Source organism: Brevibacillus reuszeri, assembly GCF_001187725.1.
In the GTDB taxonomy this organism is placed as follows: Bacteria; Bacillota; Bacilli; order Brevibacillales; family Brevibacillaceae; genus Brevibacillus; species Brevibacillus reuszeri.
Map to the genome: position 1 here is coordinate 18,252 of NZ_LGIQ01000007.1, position 16,153 is coordinate 34,404.

The window sequence follows — 16,153 nt, forward strand, 5'->3', positions numbered from 1 at the left end:
GTATGATAAACAAGTACATATGATTGATTGGTGAGGAGGAAGAAATCATGACAACAGCTGTAGAGCGCCAAGGCGCATTTGCATTCAAAGGAGCACCCGTTACACTGCTCGGTCCTGAAATCAAAGTAGGGGATACTGCTCCTGATTTCACAGTAGTAGGTGGCGATCTGTCTCCTGTAACTCTGCAAGATTCCAAAGGTACTGTGCGCATCATCTCCGTCATTCCGTCTATCGACACTGGTGTATGCGATGCACAAACTCGTCGTTTTAATGAAGAAGCTGCGAAACTGGAAGGCGTAACAATCCTGACTGTTTCCGTAGACCTGCCATTCGCACAAAACCGTTGGTGCGGCGCTGCTGGTATCGATAAAGTAAAAACAGTGTCTGACCACAAAGACCTGTCCTTCGGTACAGCATACGGCGTAGCAATCAAAGAATACCGCTTGCTGTCCCGTGCTGTTTTCGTTGTAGATGCAAACGACAAAGTAGTTCACGCTGAGTACGTGGCTGCTGCTGGTGAGCATCCTAACTACGAAGCTGCTATCGCTGCTGCACAAGCTGCGAAGTAAGCACTCCTTTAGTAAACAAGCGAAGTAAAACCTCTTTTCGTGCAAAATCGCGAAAAGAGGTTTTTTTATTTGGGGAAAAGTCCCTTGACATAAATATAACCGGTGGTTATATTGTAACCACCGGTTACTAACCGCTGGTTACAAAATATTAAACGTTGGAAATAAGGAGTGCACACTTATGTCAAGCAAGCAGGAGATGAGGTCGGAAGAAACCAAGCGCGCCATTTTGACGGCTGCGGGTGAGCTTTTTTCCAAAAGAGGCTATGACACGGTATCCATCAGGGAGATCGCAAAGGCCGCGGGGTGTTCCCATACGACTTTGTATATTTACTTTAAAGATAAGGAAGCACTGCTGCATCAGCTATCGGAGGGACCGTTGCAGGGATTGTCAGAACAGATGGACAGCATGCTGCAGGACCACTCGCTGGCTCCCGAAGACCGCTTACGTCAAATCAGTCTGCTGTTCATTCGGTTTGCGCTAGCCAATCGTACCATGTACACGCTATTTTTCATGACCAAGGCTACACGAATTGACGTGGACACTTCTGAGAGTCAGCTTCAAAAGCTGCGGAACCATTTGTTTGATCTGTTTAGAAGGGCAGTGTTGAATTGCTTACCTGCTGAGGGGAATCAAGACGATTTACTCGCCTATGCGCGCATCTATTTTTATACATTGCAAGGCATTGTGGGTACGTACACACAGTCCGAGGAAACACTGGAGGAACTCATGGAAAGACTGACCTCTACGTTTGAGCTGACAGTAGACGTCATGCTGCTTGGAATGGTACAACATGCGAATAAAGGGGAGGACTTAAAATGAAAGTAGAACAAGTTTCGGAGCATATTTGGAGTATTCGTTCGTGGTTGATGATTCCGTTTCGAGTATGGGTAGTTGTGGAAGCGGACGGTGTGACGCTTGTGGATGCAGGTATGCCTTTTATGGCAAAGGGGATTCTTAGATTTATTGAAGAGCTCGGTGCTGGTCCCTTAAAGCGAATTGTATTGACGCACGGCCATTCCGACCATGTAGGAGCTATTCAAAAAATTAGGGAGAAGAATCCCGTTCCGTTATTTGCTCATCGAATCGAGATTCCATATATGGTAGGAGAACAGCTGTACCCAAGACGAAAGAAGCTAGAAAAAAACGTGCAGGCAGGTTTAGCACAGCCACTGGCTGAAACCGAGGAAGACGGACTTGCTGTGATTGGAGGATTGCGTCCTTATCTCACGCCGGGTCATTCTCCGGGGCATGTCGTCTATTATCACGAGCAGGATCAAGTGCTGCTCGCAGGAGATCTGTTTACGTCGAAAAAGGAAAAGCTTCACCGTCCGATGCCGATGTTTACCGCAGATATGGCAGAAGCGTTGAGAAGCAGCCAGATTGTTCGCGAGTTACGCCCAGTACATCTTGAGGTATGCCATGGCAAGCCGGTAAAAAATCCAGCAGAGCAGCTGGATGCATATCTTACGGATACTTCAGCTGCCCTCTCTTCCAGCTAGTACTTGGCAGTCATCGTAAGGAACACGTCATGGCAATCTATACCTCAGAAGGACCGCCTAGCTTTTTGCTCATCAGCACGCTTCTGTAGTTCGTCTCGTTCCATTGGACGTAATCTACGTAGCGGTAGCCTCTAGCGGAATAATAACGGATCAGGTGATGAGCACCTTCTGCGGTATCAAGCGCCAGCTCGACCGCTCCATCTTGAACAGCCAGCTCCTCGACCCGGTGGATCAGCAGGTCACCGATACCTCGTTTGCGATGCAAAGGATCGACAGCAAATTGACCGAATTTCGCCACGTGAGACTGCTCATACCACGGCGTTCCTTTGGCAGACGCTGGTGAATAATACATGATCGTAGCGACCAGCTTTCCATCCAGCAAACCGACCAGACATTGACCGTTCTGCATCCTTTTGCGAGTCATGGCAGCATCTTGATAGGAAGCAACAAAGCGAAGGCCCATGTCGGCCAACGTTTTGTAAGAAATATTTAGTAAATGGGTCAATTCTTCAATTGAATCGTTTTCAGGCTGATAGGGGCGAATGCTTATTTTGTTTTGGAGATGACCAGCATCTGACATGTTTCGCAGCTCCTTTTTCATCCGTTCATTTCTGTAAATTCTGATAGTATAGCACAAAATGTCGAAGCCGGATGAAACGTAATGGCTTTTTTTTCGTCTTACTAGAGAGGTGATTGGATGAAAAAGGTAGGAATCGCTGCCCAGCTTTATCTGACAGCAGTATTACTTTTAACAGGTTGCCAGAATAGCTTCTTCAATCAAGCCAAATCACAGGAGCTCGCCCAACCACCAGAGCCTAATATTGCCTGGAAGGGAAAGTCAGCTACGACTGTGCCAACATCATCCTGCTGGCAGTATGAAAATGAAGGGCATTGCATTGATAAAGCCGCACCTCCTGAGATTATCGGTGAGATAAAGCCTAAGCCGCTACAAGTAAATCCTGGCGCCGTTCTGTCTGTGACTTTTACGGCACCACCTGAAGAAAATTCATTACGGGTGACCCAGTGGATCGGTACGAAGCAGATTGAGCAGCTGCTGGAGAATGGGAATCAGTGGAAGGCTCCCGATCAGCCAGGATGGTATTTGTTTGACGTTCGCGGCCAATGGTCACAAGGAGATGCTGGACACGCATTTGTCATTGAGGTTAGAGACACATTGCGTATGTCGCCCCTGTAAAGCTCTTTTTGGTATACTGATCGTGAGGGATGACCAAAAGGAGAGACAGCATGCTAGAAGAGTTAATTCGTTTTACTGCCGATGAGTCGGATGAAGGTCATACCGTACGGGACGTTTTGCAAAAACGTTACGGGGTATCTCGTCGCTTGCTCATTCGGGCTAAATTTAAAGGAAGAATTACACGGAATGACCTGCTCGTTTTCGTAAACGAAAAGCTGCATGTAGGCGACGAAATTGTTGTCATGGTCCAAGAGGATGCGGAAGAGACGGTAGCACCTGAGGAGATGCCGCTCGAAATTCGTTATGAGGACGATGATTTGATGGTCATTACAAAGCCGGCAGGGCTTGTCATTCATCCTACCGGGAACCACGCAGGCGGTACTCTGGCAAATGGTGTAATTGCTTATTGGAAAAGTCGCGGGGAGCATCGGAGATTTCGGGCAGTTAACCGTTTGGATAAAGATACATCAGGCCTTTTGATAGTAGCAAAAAATCAGTGGGCACATGAGCAGTTTAGCAGAATGCAGCAGGATAGAGAATTGCACCGCACCTATCATGCGATTGCAGAAGGCGAATTTGAGACGGATGAGGGCACATTAGACGGACCGATCGGCCTTGCCGAGGATTCCTTTATTACGAGACAGGTGCGCCCGGATGGACAACCGGCGCTTACCTATTATCGGGTGCTGGTTCGAGGGAATGGTATGACTCACCTGGAGGTAAAGCTCGGTACAGGACGTACTCACCAAATTCGGGTGCACATGAGTCATCTTGGACATCCGCTTGCTGGTGATGATCTGTACGGTGGGGGAAGAACGTACATCGGTAGGCAGGCACTGCACGCCGTGCGACTCTGCTTTGCTCATCCCCGAGGTGGAGAGTTGATGGATTTCACAGAGCCAATGCCAGCGGATATGCAGGAGTTGGCGAGCCGGTTTTTTGGAAACGAAAAGAGCGGGAAATGATGTAGGCGAAAAATTTCGTCATTTTCCACTGGAAAGTTGAAAGCGGTTTCGGTATGATGGAAGCAGGAAATGAAAAACAAGAAACAGTGGAAACACTGGGACGACAGCTGGTTGTCTGCGGGGGAAATCCCGCAAAGATTTTTTTCATTAGCAGACAAAGCCCAGCTTGCGCCTGATGCATGTTTCGGAACGTTTGACAATGGGGGACCCCGTTTATTTGTCATGCAACCGATTCGGCTTGGGGGTGAGCTGGGTTTTTTGTTGACTGGAAAAGACGAAGGAGGAGAGAAGCATGGCCTTTTATCATCGGATGGGCGAAGTTCCTCAGAAACGACACACGACCTTTTACAAGCCAAACGGAGCATTGTATCGGGAACAAGTGATGGGGACAAAAGGGTTTTCCGGGATTCAGTCGATCTTGTATCATCATAATCCACCTACACAGGTTCGAGAAACGCGGAAATACGCCGATGTTCAGCTAGAATACGTGGAGCAAGTCGATTTGAAGCACCAGCATTTTCAAACATTCAATCTGGAGCCAGGCGGGGACCCGATCTTTGGCAGAAAGTACCTGATGGGCAACAGTGATGTCGTGATGGGCGTGTGCGCTCCGACAGAGCCGATGGATTATTTTTATCGCAATGCAGATGGGGATGAAGTAGTATTCGTTCATCAAGGAGAAGGAGAGCTGCAAACGATTTTCGGGACACTCACTTACAAGCCAGGTGATTATCTAGTCATTCCGATCGGGACGACCTATAGAATCGTGCCATCCACCCAGAGTCGGTTTCTCGTGATTGAGTCACAAAATGAAATCGTTCCTCCCAAGCGCTATCGCAACGAACACGGACAATTGCTCGAACATTCACCTTTTTGCGAACGGGATATTCGCTTGCCGGAAAAGCTGGAGACCCACGTAGAAAGCGGTGATTTCGAGGTTCGCGTAAAGCGGCAGTCGGTTGTGTACAGCTACTTTTTTGATTTTCACCCATTTGATGTCGTTGGCTGGGACGGATATTTGTATCCATATGCGCTCAGCATTCATGATTTTGAGCCAATCACAGGACGCATTCACCAGCCGCCTCCTGTTCATCAGACCTTTGCAGGCCAAAATTTTGTGATTTGCTCCTTTGTTCCACGGATGTACGATTATCATCCAGATGCGATACCAGCTCCGTATTATCATAGCAATGTAGAGAGTGATGAAGTGTTATACTACGTGGATGGCAATTTTATGAGCCGCAAAGGGGTATACGAAGGCTCGATTACGCTGCATCCAATGGGGATTCCCCATGGACCGCATCCAGGAAAAGTGGAAGCAAGCATCGGCAAAAAAGAAACGAAGGAGCTGGCAGTTATGCTCGATACGTTCCAGCCACTTCGCGTCACGCGCGAGGCGCTGCCCATTGAGGATGGAGCGTACATGTCGAGCTGGATGCCACCGCGTGACTAAAGGAGAGGGAGATTGGCAATGGAAATATCTATTCATGAAATCGATCGTCAGGATAAATACAAGCTGCTCATCGGATGCATCATTCCGAGACCGATTGCATGGGTAACAACAGTCGGCAGTGATGGTGTCGTGAACGCTGCGCCATTCAGCTACTTTAACGTGGCGAGCATTGAGCCCATGATGGTTTCAATTGCGGTCATGCGCAAGCCAGGGAGTCAAATGAAGGATACGGCCAGAAATATTCAGCAGACAAAGGAATTTGTCGTCAACATGGTCGATGTCCACAATGTAGACGTGATGAATCAAACCTCTGCCGATTATCCGTCAGCTGTTAGTGAAGTCGAGTCGTTAGGACTTGAGCAGGTGCCGGCAGCACTGGTCAAAGCACCGCGGCTTGCTGCGTCACGGATCCATTTTGAGTGTAAATTGCATCAGATTGTCGAGCTCGGTTCTCCAGTGACCAGTGACTTGATCCTGGGCGAGGTCGTTCATGTGCATGTGGCGGATGAATTGTATCATGCGGGGAGAATAGACCCCAAAGCATTTGCGCCAGTTAGCAGGCTGGCCGGGCATACGTATGCGGAATTGGGCGAGCTGTTCGATCGCCCTCGTCCTGTCTATTCGCCTGAGTCTGAGCAAAAGTAGTTGGTACTCACGATGATAAAAAGACCGTTCCCGAATTGCTGGAGCGGTCTTTTTGGCTGTGAAGCGAAGCTTTTACTCCAAGCCGGGGTAACGAGAAACGGCATCTGGTCTGATCCAGCGATCGTATTCCCCCGATATGCTCGCATTGACAGGAGGACCATACGGAGTGGCGTTTGGCTCCATGCCTTGGGGATGCACTACATTTTGCTGATAGTAAAAATTACGATCACTTTGAATGAATGAACGGTCTGTCTGGTTGTCAGGAGTACAACCTGCCAAGAGCCAAACGGCTACAACAAGAAGCAGCGGCATCATTGATCACCTCTCTCTGGTAGCGTGAACCTGTTCCGGCTGTTTCATGCAAGCTTGACCAATATCCGTCCAGGGACGGAGGAGAAATCCCTCTGCGGACCATTTTGCCTTACTCGCCCAAAGGGTATCCTGTAGATACAAGGAAAACGGATACTGTAGAGAGGACGGAATGCTATGATGGAAAGACGATTATATCGCTCACGACAAGATAAAAAGCTATTTGGGGTCTGTGGTGGGATTGCTCACTTTCTCGGAATTGATTCTACATTGGTTCGGCTGGGAGTTGTCGTATTAACGGTAACGACGGGAATACCGATTTTGATCTATATCCTGTTGGCCATGATCATGCCGAAGGAGCCACAATCTGTTTTTGGGTCAGACAGCTATGAGATGTACAATTCTCCCTACCACTCTGGCACGCGGATGAATGATCTGGATACTGAGATTGATCGCCTGGAAAAGCGCGCGCTGGTGCAGGAAGTCTATCGCCTGCGAGAGGAATTGGGTAAATATAAAGGGATATAACAAAACAGTCATGACCGTTTTCCGCTCTCATCGGGGGAGAAAAGTGTTTGACGGCAAACGATCACATTCACTTTTATGAAACGCTTTTCACAGAAAAAGGAGACTTTGGACCTTCAGGGGACGAGTCTCTTTTTTTGCGGTGAAATTAGGGTATTTTGACTCAAAAAGATTGGTAACTATTGGCGCTTTCCGCATAACATGTAAGGTGGATAACGTACATAGGGAGGGAAAAGCAGTGTATGTAGGCGTTTTTGATCTGAATCAGCGTTTAGAGCAGACCCGTAAAGTTTTGCGGGAAAAGCAGCATCTGAAAAAGCTGATTGAAGAAGATATCAAAGAGCTGGAAAAAGACGTACAGGATCTCGAAGCAATGACGGACAAAAGCAAATACGCAACAAGCGTACAACGGTAAATAGATTCAAGAAAAGTGGCGGCTGCGAGATCGTGCAGACGGGCCACTTTTTTCTATTTTATAGGAGGTGTACCGAAGCAGCTCCATGAATTTGGGTAAGGCCAGAAAATAAGCCACAAAATCCGTCACGCAGCAAAAACACTCCGTCTTTAGGTGGTCACGAGTGAGCTGATTTCTTTACGATAAAAAGTGAGCGAGTATCTACATGAGATAGAGACGAAGGGAGAAAGATACGACAATGGCACGAGTACGATTTGGTATTTTTTTGAGTGTTTTTGTGGCGATGGTCGGGCTCATGATTATCGCTCCGGTCATGCCTCCGCTTATACGTGAGCTTGGTCTCAGTGAAACCCATTCCGGCCTGATCATCTCGCTAGGATCGATTGCGATGGCAATCATGGCGCCCGTTTGGGGAAGATGGAGTGATGTGAAGGGAAGAAAGCCGGTGATCCTGCTTGGCTTTGCCGGAATGTTCATAAGCTATGTGCTGTTCACTGCAACGATGTACGCCGGCTTGACGAAGCTGATCAGTGGGGGACTTTTGATTTTCCTGCTCATTTTGACAAGAGGATTGGTCGGTCTGTTCATACCGGCGGTTCCCTCGTCGTCACAGGCGTACATGGCCGATATTACGGATGAAAAAGGACGCTCGGCAGGCATGGCCTTGATCGGCGCTGCCAACGGAATTGGCCTCGTACTGGGACCGGCGATTGCCGGTGCGTTTGCCTTGATCGGTCTGATCTGGCCCTTGTATATTGGCGCCCTTTTGCCTGTGCTTGCCTTTGTCGTTGTCATGCTGATGATTCCGGCGCAAAAGCCGATCGTGCGGGAGAAGGCACCAAAGGTCAATCCGTTTCAAAAAGGTCTGGGGCTGTATTTATTCGCGGGACTGGCTACGATGCTCAGTATCATCACGTTGCAGGTCATCGGTGGTTTTTATTTTCAGGATCAACTGAATTTGACGACAACCGAAACAGCACGCATGGTTTCATTTGGGATGATGATCAGCGGAGTGGCGATGATTGTTACCCAAGGGGTTCAAATGAAGAAGCCAAAGTGGCAGCCAAAGTCGTTGATTCTCGTCGGATCGGCACTGCTTATCGGTGGTTTCGCAAGCTTTCTGCTGATCATCAACCTGGTCGGGTTTTATGTGGCCTTCTTTCTCTTTGGGGTCGGAGCAGGCTTGATGATGCCCGGCTTTATGGCAGGAGCCTCGCTTTCCGTTGCTCGTGAGCAGCAAGGTGGCGTGGCGGGGCTTGTCGGTTCTGTTCAGGGCATTTCGGCTGTTATCGCGCCGCTGCTCAGCACAAGTCTTTATCAGCTCGACAAGCATCTTCCCTTTATGGCGGTAGGAGTCATTGTAATCCTGATGGCAATTACGCTGCTTACTGCCAAGACCAGTTTAGCTGCGAACGGAGCTATAGCCGTAAATTCAGAGTCGAGAAAATAAACGGAGAAGAGGACGGGTAACAGAAAAAGCGGCTACTCACAAGACAGCCGCTTTTTTTTCCGTTATGTTTGTCGTCCGACCTACGATTTCCAAATGTCTGCGACAATCTCAAAGGAGCGGATGCGATCTGCATGGTGGTACATTTGCGTAGTGATCATCAGCTCGTCAGCTTGGGTTGCTGCCAGCAAATCTTCAAGTCCCTGTTTGACGGTATCCGGGCTACCAATTACCGAAGAACGCAGTTGGGATTGCACCGAAATCTTTTCAAATTCGGTCCACAATTCATCCATATTGTCTACAGGCGGCTGAATCGGCTGGAGATTGCCGCGGACGATATTCAAGAAGGCCTGAAAATGCGAGGTGGCCAGACGCTGCGCTTTTTCATCCGTATCAGCGGCCATCACGTTGACACCGACCATGGCGTATGGTGTGTCCAGCATCTCAGAAGGGCGGAAGCAGTGACGGTATGTTTGCAGCGCAGTCTGCATGTAGTTGGGTGAAAAATGGCCGGCAAAGGCAAATGGAAGCCCGAGCAGGCCTGCGAGTCGCGCGGAAAAATCACTGGAGCCAAGAAGCCAGATCGGGATATTCAGCCCTTCACCGGGAATTGCGCGCACCCCTGTCGATGTTCCTTCTGTACGTGGACGCAAATAGTCGCGCAGCTCCTCCAGAAGCTCTGGGAAGTCCTCGCCGCCGATGCGCATATCGCGGCGCAAGGCACGAGCTGTACGCTGGTCGGACCCGGGAGCACGGCCCAGTCCGAGATCGATTCGTCCGGGGTAAAGCGATTCAAGCGTACCGAACTGCTCCGCAATGACCAGTGGAGAATGATTCGGAAGCATGATGCCTCCGGAGCCGACACGCAGGTTTGTAGTCCCTCCGGCGATATGGCCGATTAGGACGGAAGTGGCAGAGCTCGCTACGCTTGGCATGGAATGGTGCTCGGCAAGCCAGTAGCGCAAGAAGCCCCATCTTTCCACGTGCAAAGCCAAGTCCAGACTGTTGCGAAAAGAATCTGTGGCCGTTCCTCCCTGGATGATTGGAGCAAGATCTAGGACGGACAAGGGAATATCGCGTAATGTCCGGGAATGATTTGTATCTGACATAAATGGTGACCTCCTTTGACGATGAGCGTTGCGTGTCTTTTATTTTTTGTGAGCGTAGATTTTTGCTCACAGTATAAAGCGGATTGCAGCGTGAAGCGCCAGGACAACTGCGTTCTGGCATGAAGGTATCAAACGTACTTGCATGATACGTACCAGCCAAATTCATGTCAAGGCGCCGATGTTCTGGGCAGCACATTAGACGATAGAAAAGAAGCCTTGTACGAGATAACGTACGAAGGCTTCTGGATTTCTTGCTATCTGTTATTGTTCAGTTAAAATAACAGGGCCATCCGCTGTAATAGCAAGCGTGTGCTCATACTGTGCAGACAGCTTTCCGTCCCGAGTGCGTGCAGTCCAACCGTCTTCGTCAATGGAGACGTGATAAGTGCCGATATTCAGCATCGGCTCAATGGTGATGACCATGCCTTCTTTGAGGCGTTGGCCACGTCCTGCCGGTCCGAAGTGAGGAACGAAGGGCTCCTCATGCATCTCCTGGCCGATACCGTGACCGGTAAAATCGCGGACAACCGAATACCCTTCGCCCTGCGCATAGGTTTGGATCGCGTGAGAAATGTCTCCAATCCGATTGCCGACAACAGCTTGCTGGATCCCGAGGTACAAGGACTTCTCAGTCACTTCCAACAGCTTTTTCGCTTCCGGGGAAACCTTGCCTACCTCATACGACCAGGCTGAATCTGCCAGCCAGCCATCTTTGCGAACGACCATATCAATGGTGACAATATCCCCGTCACGGAGTGGCTCTTTTTTGGGGAAGCCATGGCAAATGACGTCGTTCACCGAGCCACATGTGGCGTATGGATAGCCGTGAAAGCCCTTTTGCTCCGGTGTTGCATCGTGCTTTGCCAAAAATTCTTCTACGAATTGATCGATGTCCCAGGTGGAAATGCCCGGGCGAATGATTTTTCTGATTTCACGGTGGCAAGCAGCCAAGACTTTGCCTGCTGCCCGCATGAGCTCAATCTCTTCTGGTGTTTTGAGGATAATCATCGTTACTCTCCTTGTCCTCGAATAGTTCTGTTCTCTCCAGTATATAGTGTAGACTTGTTTTCGGCTAATTGCCACAGTCAAAACCGCATGGTAGGATGAGGGAGAAATAATCAACCTGGGGGTAGGAAGCATGGACAAGTTTCAGGAACATCTGGCGAACTACCAGATACATGTAAAAGAAGACGTGGAAAAGCGCGTTGCTTTTATCCGCGAACAAATTGATGGACCAGGGCTGGGCGGAGCAGTAGTCGGGATCTCCGGCGGCATTGATAGTGCAGTAACAGCAGCATTATGCGTACGTGCCTTGGGGCGCGAGCGAGTGATTGGTGTATGGTTGCCAGCTTATTCCCTTGATGTTCATGCACTGGATTCCCAAAAATTGGCTGACACTATTGATTTGAATCTCGTGACCATTGATGTAGGAAAAGCGTACGACGCGCTTGTACCTGCTATTGAAGGTGTACTTACACTCGATGACAAGACAAAAGGAAATACGAAGGCACGTCTGCGCATGACTGCCTTGTACGCAATTGCAAATCAAAAAGGTTACCTCGTTGCAGATACTTGCAATCTCAGTGAAGTCCATGTGGGCTATATGACCAAGGGCGGAGATGGCCTGGCTGACTTTAATCCTGTCTCCAGCTTGACCAAGCATGAGATGCGGATTTTGGCTGAAGAGCTTGGTGTTCCGGATTCGATCATTACGAAGCCACCTTCTGCAGATTTGTGGGAAGGACAAACAGATGAGCAGGAAATGGGCTTCACGTATGAGGACCTCGATCGTTATTTGATCACAGGTGAGACTCGTCCTGAAGCAAAAGAGCGCATCGATTACTTGCACCGCATCTCAGAGCACAAACGCAACCTCATGCCTGGGATATAGCATGGGGCATACATATAAGCTGTTTACCAGCTATTTATGGCAAACGACGAGTACGGTCGTATCGACAGATGATCGCATCTACCTGTTCGATCCCGCTTATTTTCCACAAGAGGTCGACGGAATTTTTGACTATGTAGAGAGTATCAGGAATGGTCGCGAGTTTATTCTTGTACTAACCCATGGCGACTGGGATCATATAGCAGGCTATCCAAAATTCCCCGAAGCCAAGCTCATCGCCCAAAAAGAAATTCTCGAGTCTGGGCGCATGGAAAAGAAGCTGAACAAAGTGAGGCGATTTGACGGATCGTATTATGTGGTCCGGCCGTATGAATTCGAGATTCCCACATTCTTCAAGCTGGTGGATGAAGCAGAGGAATGGCAGGAGGTGTTCTTCCTGCCTGTGCCGGGTCATACGCCTGATCAGATGGCAACCCTTTTCCGGGACCAAAAACTGCTAGTAGTGGGTGATATGCTCTCCAATCTGGAATTTCCGTTTATTGATAACAGCGGCGATTACTTGAACAGCCTCGAAAAAATCGAGCGCTTGGTGACTGCGGGAGAGGTGGAAGAGCTCGTTCCAGGACACGGTATTCCTGCAAAAGGTCGCGAGGAAATTCTCCATAGAATCAATCGGGATCGTCAATACCTGCGCGATGCACGCGCCATCATTTTCGATGGTCTGGCGTCAGGTGCAGACGAGAAAGAGCTGGAAGAACGTTTTGGACAAATGACTTACGATGACCAGCCAATTGATCCGTACCTTCTATCGGCCCATGAGCAAAATCGAAATCAGTTGATAAATGAAGCTGTTTCGCGGAAAGGTTGATTCTTGGGTGATTTTGTACGATAATAGAGGTTATGCATAGATCTCTCTAGAAAGAGGTGGAACAGATGTCGACGACTGAATTAATGCTGAAAACGAGTCTGGAAGGACGCGTAAAGCGTACCTTGCAAACGTACTTCCGTCGCCCTAACCTTGTGTTGGTGAGCGAGAGTCTGGGAGCGAACGGCCTGTCCCCAGAAGAAGTACAGGTGACGTTGGAGCTATTGAAGCAAGACAGTACTGTTGCCGAAATCATGGAGCAACTGCGGGATAAAGGCTACTTCGCATAACTTTGTGAGCAGGAAAAAGACCGGTTTGACAATTTATTTGTCAATGGCCGGTCTTTTTATTTTGGGTTTTATGTGGTTGGGCGCCCTTGCGATAGGGAGCGACGCATCCGTTTCTGACGGTAGAATTGCAAAGCGGCGCGAACCAGAAAATAACTGGAGAATGCAACGATCAAACCCATGACCGCACTGCCAGTGAAATAGGCAAGCCCTTTCTCCTTCATCCAGATGATCCATTTCTCCCAAGGCTCATTATTGTGAACCATGTGCTCATGCAAAGGTTTTCCTGTGATGGCATAGCCAAGATTGTAATTAATGACCATAAAAATAGGCAGGACGAGTTTGCCGATTACAAAAGCAATCAAACTGGCAGGCAAGCTGGCGCGAAAGAGCTTGACCAATGGAAACAGCAATAAAAACGCCAGCCCAAAAGTGGGAAGGGTAATAAATTCTACAAAAATACCAACACTGAAGCCACGAGCAACAAAGGATGGTGCCCCTTTCATACGAATCAGCTTGTAATATTCTAGCTTTAGCTTTCGATACAGTTTTTTCCACATGGGGTCTGTCCCTCGTTTGTCAGGTCTTGATTTTTTTCAGTATAACCAAAGGTTGTTTGGATAATTAGCAAACTTACCGTTCTCGATTCCATGTAACAAAAACATGGATGATTCGTATTTGTTTATAGAATTGAAAATAGTTAACTGAGAAAGTATTACCTAGGTAACTGTACGTCGATGCTAGTTGATTGTCAACCGAGCTTGCGATTTGTGAATACTTATATATTTTGGCATAATGAAGAGGGCAGATTCCCTGGAAAAGTGGTGAAGGTTGTGACGGATGTAATGGCGACAATCGGTGATTCGATTGCGCAATACGGATATGGAGCTTTATTTGGATTATTTTTTCTCGGAATACTAGGGATGCCGCTGCCTGAGGAAACATTGCTTGTATTTTCCGGTTTTCTTGTTTCGACGGGTAAGCTTGCGTTTTGGCCTACTCTGATCGTGTGCTTTCTCGGCTCTGTTACCGCAATGACAGCTGCCTATTGGATTGGAAGAACATTGGGATTTGCTTTTTTAGAGCGATATGGCAAACGATTGGGCATGGGCTACACGCTCTATAAAAAAACCGAAGACTGGTTTAATCGAGTAGGCAAATGGGCTTTGCCGCTCGGATACTTTATCCCAGGCGTCCGGCAATTCACGGCCTATTTTGCGGGTATTACGCGCCTTCCTTTTCCTACCTTTATGCTCTATACCTATTTGGGCGGATTGTTTTGGAGCGTCTTGTTCGTTACACTTGGATGGCAATTGGGAGAGAGATGGGAAGATGTATTTGATCTCATCTCACGCAATCTCGCTATTTTCTTTATAGCATTACTCGTAATGATTGCTGGCGTTTCTTATTTTCGCCATAGACGAAACATGAAAAAAGTCAAGCAGGGGGAATCGAAATGAACGAGGAAGACAGAAAGCAAGAAAAACAAAATGAAAATTTGCCTGCTGTTAGACAGCCTGTCGAGCTGATTCCGGTTGAACTGCCAGAGCCTCACCAGCGCTTCTACGACAAGCTGCGTGCAAAAATCGAGAGCTTTATCAAAGATAAGGGTGTAAACAAGACGGTTGCCAATTACATCCTGCTTGCCCCTGATTTGTTCGTTTTGCTTGCGCGATTAATTATGGATAAACGGGTGGGCGGTAGCTCCAAAGCAATTGCCGGTGTGGCAGTGGCCTACTTTATCGCACCAATCGATTTTATCCCGGAAGCGCTGGTTGGCGGTTTGGGGCTATTGGATGACGTCATTTTGGCAGTGTATGCCCTTCGCAGAATACTGGTGGATGTTGATGAATCCGTTGTACGAGAGCATTGGAATGGACAAGAGGACCTGCTCTCTGTGATTACCAAAGTGATCAAATCTGCTGACGATTTGGTTGGTAAAAAGATCGTGAAAAAGCTGGAAGAACTCGTTTTTCGAAAAAAATAAATACAGGATGGGACGAGCCGATGAAATATCTCAATGATTATACTGAAGGAGAGCGTGTTGTCGCGTTTTGTCTGGTAAAAAACAAGGAAGCCGGCGTTGCAAGCAACCAAAGTGAATACCTCAACCTGGAGCTCGGGGATCGTTCCGGTACACTCATGGCCAAGCTGTGGGACGTGAATGCTGAAATGAAAGACGCCATCGCGGTAAAGACCGTCGTGAAAATTGATGCAGTAGTTCAGCTGTATCGTGGGAAAAAGCAGCTGGTGATTCAACGGATTCGTCCTGCCTCTGCATCTGATGAGGTTATGATGGAATCGCTTATTCCTGTCTCACCTGTTCCGGTAGATGAGCTGTGGGACAAGCTGGAGCAGAAGATTAGCAGTCTGCAAAGTGCGACCTTAAAAGCAATCATCAACGAAGCGCTAGCGGATGGAGAAATTCGGGAGCGAATCCGTCAGTATCCAGCTGGTGTTCGAATGCATCATAACTACTATCACGGCTTGCTGGAGCATATCGTCTCTTTGTTGACCGCAGCGGAAAGACTACTTCCCCTTTATCCACAAGTGGATCGGGATGTACTTTATGCTACTTGTATCATGCATGATATCGGAAAATTGTACGAGCTGTCTGATCCCGTAGCTCCCGATTACACAACTCCGGGTCAATTGATCGGGCATCTGGTGATGGGGGTAGAAATCGTAAGCAGTATTTGCCGCAAGCTGGATATTCCTATGGGTGATGCGGAAGTTCTTCATCTGAAGCATTGTATTTTAAGCCACCACGGCGAAGTTGAAAATGGCTGGGGCAGCGCAGTTTCTGGTAAGACTCCAACGGCTGTTCTGTTCCATTATCTCGATCAGATTGACAGTAAAATGAACGCCTTGGGGCAGACTCTTGCGGATATGGGGGAGGATGACGAATGGGCGTATGCGGGTGTTCTGAAAAGAAAGGTTTGGCGTGGCTATTAGTCTGATTCTGGTCCATTTCTACCAAGGCTGCTGCACAGAGTGTGGTGGCCTTCTTCTATGAATTG

21 protein-coding genes are annotated in these 16,153 nt (G+C 48.4%); 16 read left to right on the forward strand and 5 right to left on the reverse strand.

The features are described 5' to 3' along the window. Nucleotides 1–47: 47 nt before the first annotated feature. From tpx to ADS79_RS09690, 3 genes are all read left to right on the forward strand, one after another. Complete coding sequence (gene tpx, locus ADS79_RS09680) at nt 48–569, forward strand: thiol peroxidase (RefSeq protein WP_049738233.1); 522 nt, start codon at nt 48–50, stop codon at nt 567–569. Between the two features lie 178 nt (nt 570–747). Further along, complete coding sequence (locus tag ADS79_RS09685) at nt 748–1,389, forward strand: TetR/AcrR family transcriptional regulator (protein ID WP_049738234.1); 642 nt, start codon at nt 748–750, stop codon at nt 1,387–1,389. Further along, nucleotides 1,386–2,069 carry an MBL fold metallo-hydrolase gene (locus ADS79_RS09690; protein WP_049738235.1) on the forward strand — a complete coding sequence of 228 codons (684 nt, stop codon included), beginning with the start codon at nt 1,386–1,388 and terminating at the stop codon, nt 2,067–2,069. Before ADS79_RS09685 ends, ADS79_RS09690 begins: the two co-directional genes overlap by 4 nt. Before the next feature lie 37 nt (nt 2,070–2,106). Here the strand turns inward: ADS79_RS09690 and ADS79_RS09695 are convergent, their stop codons facing one another. Further along, nucleotides 2,107–2,649, reverse strand: coding sequence for a GNAT family N-acetyltransferase (locus tag ADS79_RS09695; protein WP_049738236.1), 543 nt, complete (start codon nt 2,647–2,649; stop codon nt 2,107–2,109). A gap of 117 nt (nt 2,650–2,766) precedes the next feature. Between ADS79_RS09695 and ADS79_RS09700 the strand changes: the two genes are divergently transcribed. The 4 genes from ADS79_RS09700 to ADS79_RS09715 all read left to right on the forward strand — a co-directional run bounded on the left by ADS79_RS09700 (nt 2,767) and on the right by ADS79_RS09715 (nt 6,327). Then, nucleotides 2,767–3,264, forward strand: a complete 498-nt coding sequence (locus tag ADS79_RS09700) for a hypothetical protein (RefSeq protein ID WP_049738237.1) — start codon at nt 2,767–2,769, stop codon at nt 3,262–3,264. Nucleotides 3,265–3,314: 50 nt separating this feature from the next. Next, nucleotides 3,315–4,229 (forward strand): RluA family pseudouridine synthase, encoded by a 915-nt coding sequence (locus tag ADS79_RS09705; RefSeq protein WP_049738238.1) that lies wholly within the window; start codon nt 3,315–3,317, stop codon nt 4,227–4,229. 292 nt (nt 4,230–4,521) lie between these two features. Beyond that, a complete protein-coding gene (locus ADS79_RS09710; protein ID WP_049738239.1) occupies nt 4,522–5,682 on the forward strand; it encodes a homogentisate 1,2-dioxygenase in 1,161 nt (386 codons plus the stop codon). Between the two features lie 18 nt (nt 5,683–5,700). Beyond that, nucleotides 5,701–6,327, forward strand: a complete 627-nt coding sequence (locus ADS79_RS09715; protein WP_049738240.1) for a flavin reductase family protein — start codon at nt 5,701–5,703, stop codon at nt 6,325–6,327. 72 nt (nt 6,328–6,399) lie between these two features. On the opposite strand, the gene ADS79_RS09720 is transcribed toward ADS79_RS09715, so the two are convergent. Next, nucleotides 6,400–6,642 carry a hypothetical protein gene (locus ADS79_RS09720; RefSeq protein WP_236699939.1) on the reverse strand — a complete coding sequence of 81 codons (243 nt, stop codon included), beginning with the start codon at nt 6,640–6,642 and terminating at the stop codon, nt 6,400–6,402. Between the two features lie 171 nt (nt 6,643–6,813). Between ADS79_RS09720 and ADS79_RS09725 the strand changes: the two genes are divergently transcribed. The 3 genes from ADS79_RS09725 (at nt 6,814) to ADS79_RS09730 (ending at nt 9,026) form a co-directional block, all read left to right on the forward strand. After that, nucleotides 6,814–7,164 (forward strand): PspC domain-containing protein, encoded by a 351-nt coding sequence (locus ADS79_RS09725; RefSeq protein WP_174769647.1) that lies wholly within the window; start codon nt 6,814–6,816, stop codon nt 7,162–7,164. A gap of 235 nt (nt 7,165–7,399) precedes the next feature. Beyond that, nucleotides 7,400–7,576 carry a hypothetical protein gene (locus tag ADS79_RS35610; RefSeq protein ID WP_162839522.1) on the forward strand — a complete coding sequence of 59 codons (177 nt, stop codon included), beginning with the start codon at nt 7,400–7,402 and terminating at the stop codon, nt 7,574–7,576. A 238-nt stretch (nt 7,577–7,814) separates the two neighbouring features. Beyond that, on the forward strand, nt 7,815–9,026 hold the full coding sequence (locus ADS79_RS09730) for an MFS transporter (RefSeq protein ID WP_049738241.1): 1,212 nt from the start codon (nt 7,815–7,817) through the stop codon (nt 9,024–9,026). Between the two features lie 80 nt (nt 9,027–9,106). Here ADS79_RS09730 and ADS79_RS09735 read toward each other — a convergent pair whose 3' ends face one another. Both ADS79_RS09735 and map read right to left on the reverse strand, forming a co-directional pair. After that, a complete protein-coding gene (locus tag ADS79_RS09735) occupies nt 9,107–10,132 on the reverse strand; it encodes an LLM class flavin-dependent oxidoreductase (protein ID WP_049738242.1) in 1,026 nt (341 codons plus the stop codon). Between the two features lie 261 nt (nt 10,133–10,393). Continuing rightward, complete coding sequence (gene map, locus ADS79_RS09740) at nt 10,394–11,140, reverse strand: type I methionyl aminopeptidase (protein WP_049738243.1); 747 nt, start codon at nt 11,138–11,140, stop codon at nt 10,394–10,396. A 130-nt stretch (nt 11,141–11,270) separates the two neighbouring features. Here map and nadE point away from each other — a divergent pair, with 130 nt between their 5' ends. The 3 genes from nadE (at nt 11,271) to ADS79_RS09755 (ending at nt 13,136) form a co-directional block, all read left to right on the forward strand. Beyond that, nucleotides 11,271–12,023, forward strand: a complete 753-nt coding sequence (gene nadE / locus ADS79_RS09745) for an NAD(+) synthase (RefSeq protein WP_049738244.1) — start codon at nt 11,271–11,273, stop codon at nt 12,021–12,023. A 1-nt stretch (nt 12,024) separates the two neighbouring features. Then, nucleotides 12,025–12,849, forward strand: a complete 825-nt coding sequence (locus tag ADS79_RS09750) for an MBL fold metallo-hydrolase (RefSeq protein ID WP_049738245.1) — start codon at nt 12,025–12,027, stop codon at nt 12,847–12,849. 65 nt (nt 12,850–12,914) lie between these two features. Continuing rightward, nucleotides 12,915–13,136 (forward strand): hypothetical protein, encoded by a 222-nt coding sequence (locus ADS79_RS09755; RefSeq protein WP_049738246.1) that lies wholly within the window; start codon nt 12,915–12,917, stop codon nt 13,134–13,136. Between the two features lie 68 nt (nt 13,137–13,204). Here ADS79_RS09755 and ADS79_RS09760 read toward each other — a convergent pair whose 3' ends face one another. Continuing rightward, nucleotides 13,205–13,693 (reverse strand): DUF2062 domain-containing protein, encoded by a 489-nt coding sequence (locus tag ADS79_RS09760; protein ID WP_049738247.1) that lies wholly within the window; start codon nt 13,691–13,693, stop codon nt 13,205–13,207. Nucleotides 13,694–13,966: 273 nt separating this feature from the next. On the opposite strand from ADS79_RS09760, the gene ADS79_RS09765 reads away from it, so the two are divergent. The 3 genes from ADS79_RS09765 to ADS79_RS09775 are packed head-to-tail and all read left to right on the forward strand — an operon-like array spanning nt 13,967 to nt 16,088. Further along, nucleotides 13,967–14,593 (forward strand): DedA family protein, encoded by a 627-nt coding sequence (locus tag ADS79_RS09765; protein WP_049739034.1) that lies wholly within the window; start codon nt 13,967–13,969, stop codon nt 14,591–14,593. Then, a complete protein-coding gene (locus ADS79_RS09770; RefSeq protein WP_049738248.1) occupies nt 14,590–15,120 on the forward strand; it encodes a YkvA family protein in 531 nt (176 codons plus the stop codon). Before ADS79_RS09765 ends, ADS79_RS09770 begins: the two co-directional genes overlap by 4 nt. A 20-nt stretch (nt 15,121–15,140) precedes the next feature. After that, nucleotides 15,141–16,088, forward strand: a complete 948-nt coding sequence (locus ADS79_RS09775; RefSeq protein WP_049738249.1) for a 3'-5' exoribonuclease YhaM family protein — start codon at nt 15,141–15,143, stop codon at nt 16,086–16,088. Nucleotides 16,089–16,153: the final 65 nt, after the last annotated feature.

Coding starts and splice junctions, on each gene's coding strand:
- tpx (WP_049738233.1), top strand. CDS start 48: ATGACAACAGCTGTAGAGCGCCAAGGCGCATTTGCATTCAAAGGAGCA.
- ADS79_RS09705 (WP_049738238.1), top strand. CDS start 3,315: ATGCTAGAAGAGTTAATTCGTTTTACTGCCGATGAGTCGGATGAAGGT.
- ADS79_RS09710 (WP_049738239.1), top strand. CDS start 4,522: ATGGCCTTTTATCATCGGATGGGCGAAGTTCCTCAGAAACGACACACG.
- ADS79_RS09690 (WP_049738235.1), top strand. CDS start 1,386: ATGAAAGTAGAACAAGTTTCGGAGCATATTTGGAGTATTCGTTCGTGG.
- ADS79_RS09730 (WP_049738241.1), top strand. CDS start 7,815: ATGGCACGAGTACGATTTGGTATTTTTTTGAGTGTTTTTGTGGCGATG.
- ADS79_RS09770 (WP_049738248.1), top strand. CDS start 14,590: ATGAACGAGGAAGACAGAAAGCAAGAAAAACAAAATGAAAATTTGCCT.
- ADS79_RS09735 (WP_049738242.1), bottom strand. CDS start 10,132: ATGTCAGATACAAATCATTCCCGGACATTACGCGATATTCCCTTGTCC.
- ADS79_RS09760 (WP_049738247.1), bottom strand. CDS start 13,693: ATGTGGAAAAAACTGTATCGAAAGCTAAAGCTAGAATATTACAAGCTG.
- ADS79_RS09775 (WP_049738249.1), top strand. CDS start 15,141: ATGAAATATCTCAATGATTATACTGAAGGAGAGCGTGTTGTCGCGTTT.
- ADS79_RS09755 (WP_049738246.1), top strand. CDS start 12,915: ATGTCGACGACTGAATTAATGCTGAAAACGAGTCTGGAAGGACGCGTA.
- ADS79_RS09695 (WP_049738236.1), bottom strand. CDS start 2,649: ATGTCAGATGCTGGTCATCTCCAAAACAAAATAAGCATTCGCCCCTAT.
- ADS79_RS09725 (WP_174769647.1), top strand. CDS start 6,814: ATGATGGAAAGACGATTATATCGCTCACGACAAGATAAAAAGCTATTT.
- ADS79_RS09715 (WP_049738240.1), top strand. CDS start 5,701: ATGGAAATATCTATTCATGAAATCGATCGTCAGGATAAATACAAGCTG.
- ADS79_RS09700 (WP_049738237.1), top strand. CDS start 2,767: ATGAAAAAGGTAGGAATCGCTGCCCAGCTTTATCTGACAGCAGTATTA.
- nadE (WP_049738244.1), top strand. CDS start 11,271: ATGGACAAGTTTCAGGAACATCTGGCGAACTACCAGATACATGTAAAA.
- map (WP_049738243.1), bottom strand. CDS start 11,140: ATGATTATCCTCAAAACACCAGAAGAGATTGAGCTCATGCGGGCAGCA.
- ADS79_RS09685 (WP_049738234.1), top strand. CDS start 748: ATGTCAAGCAAGCAGGAGATGAGGTCGGAAGAAACCAAGCGCGCCATT.
- ADS79_RS09750 (WP_049738245.1), top strand. CDS start 12,025: ATGGGGCATACATATAAGCTGTTTACCAGCTATTTATGGCAAACGACG.
- ADS79_RS09720 (WP_236699939.1), bottom strand. CDS start 6,642: ATGATGCCGCTGCTTCTTGTTGTAGCCGTTTGGCTCTTGGCAGGTTGT.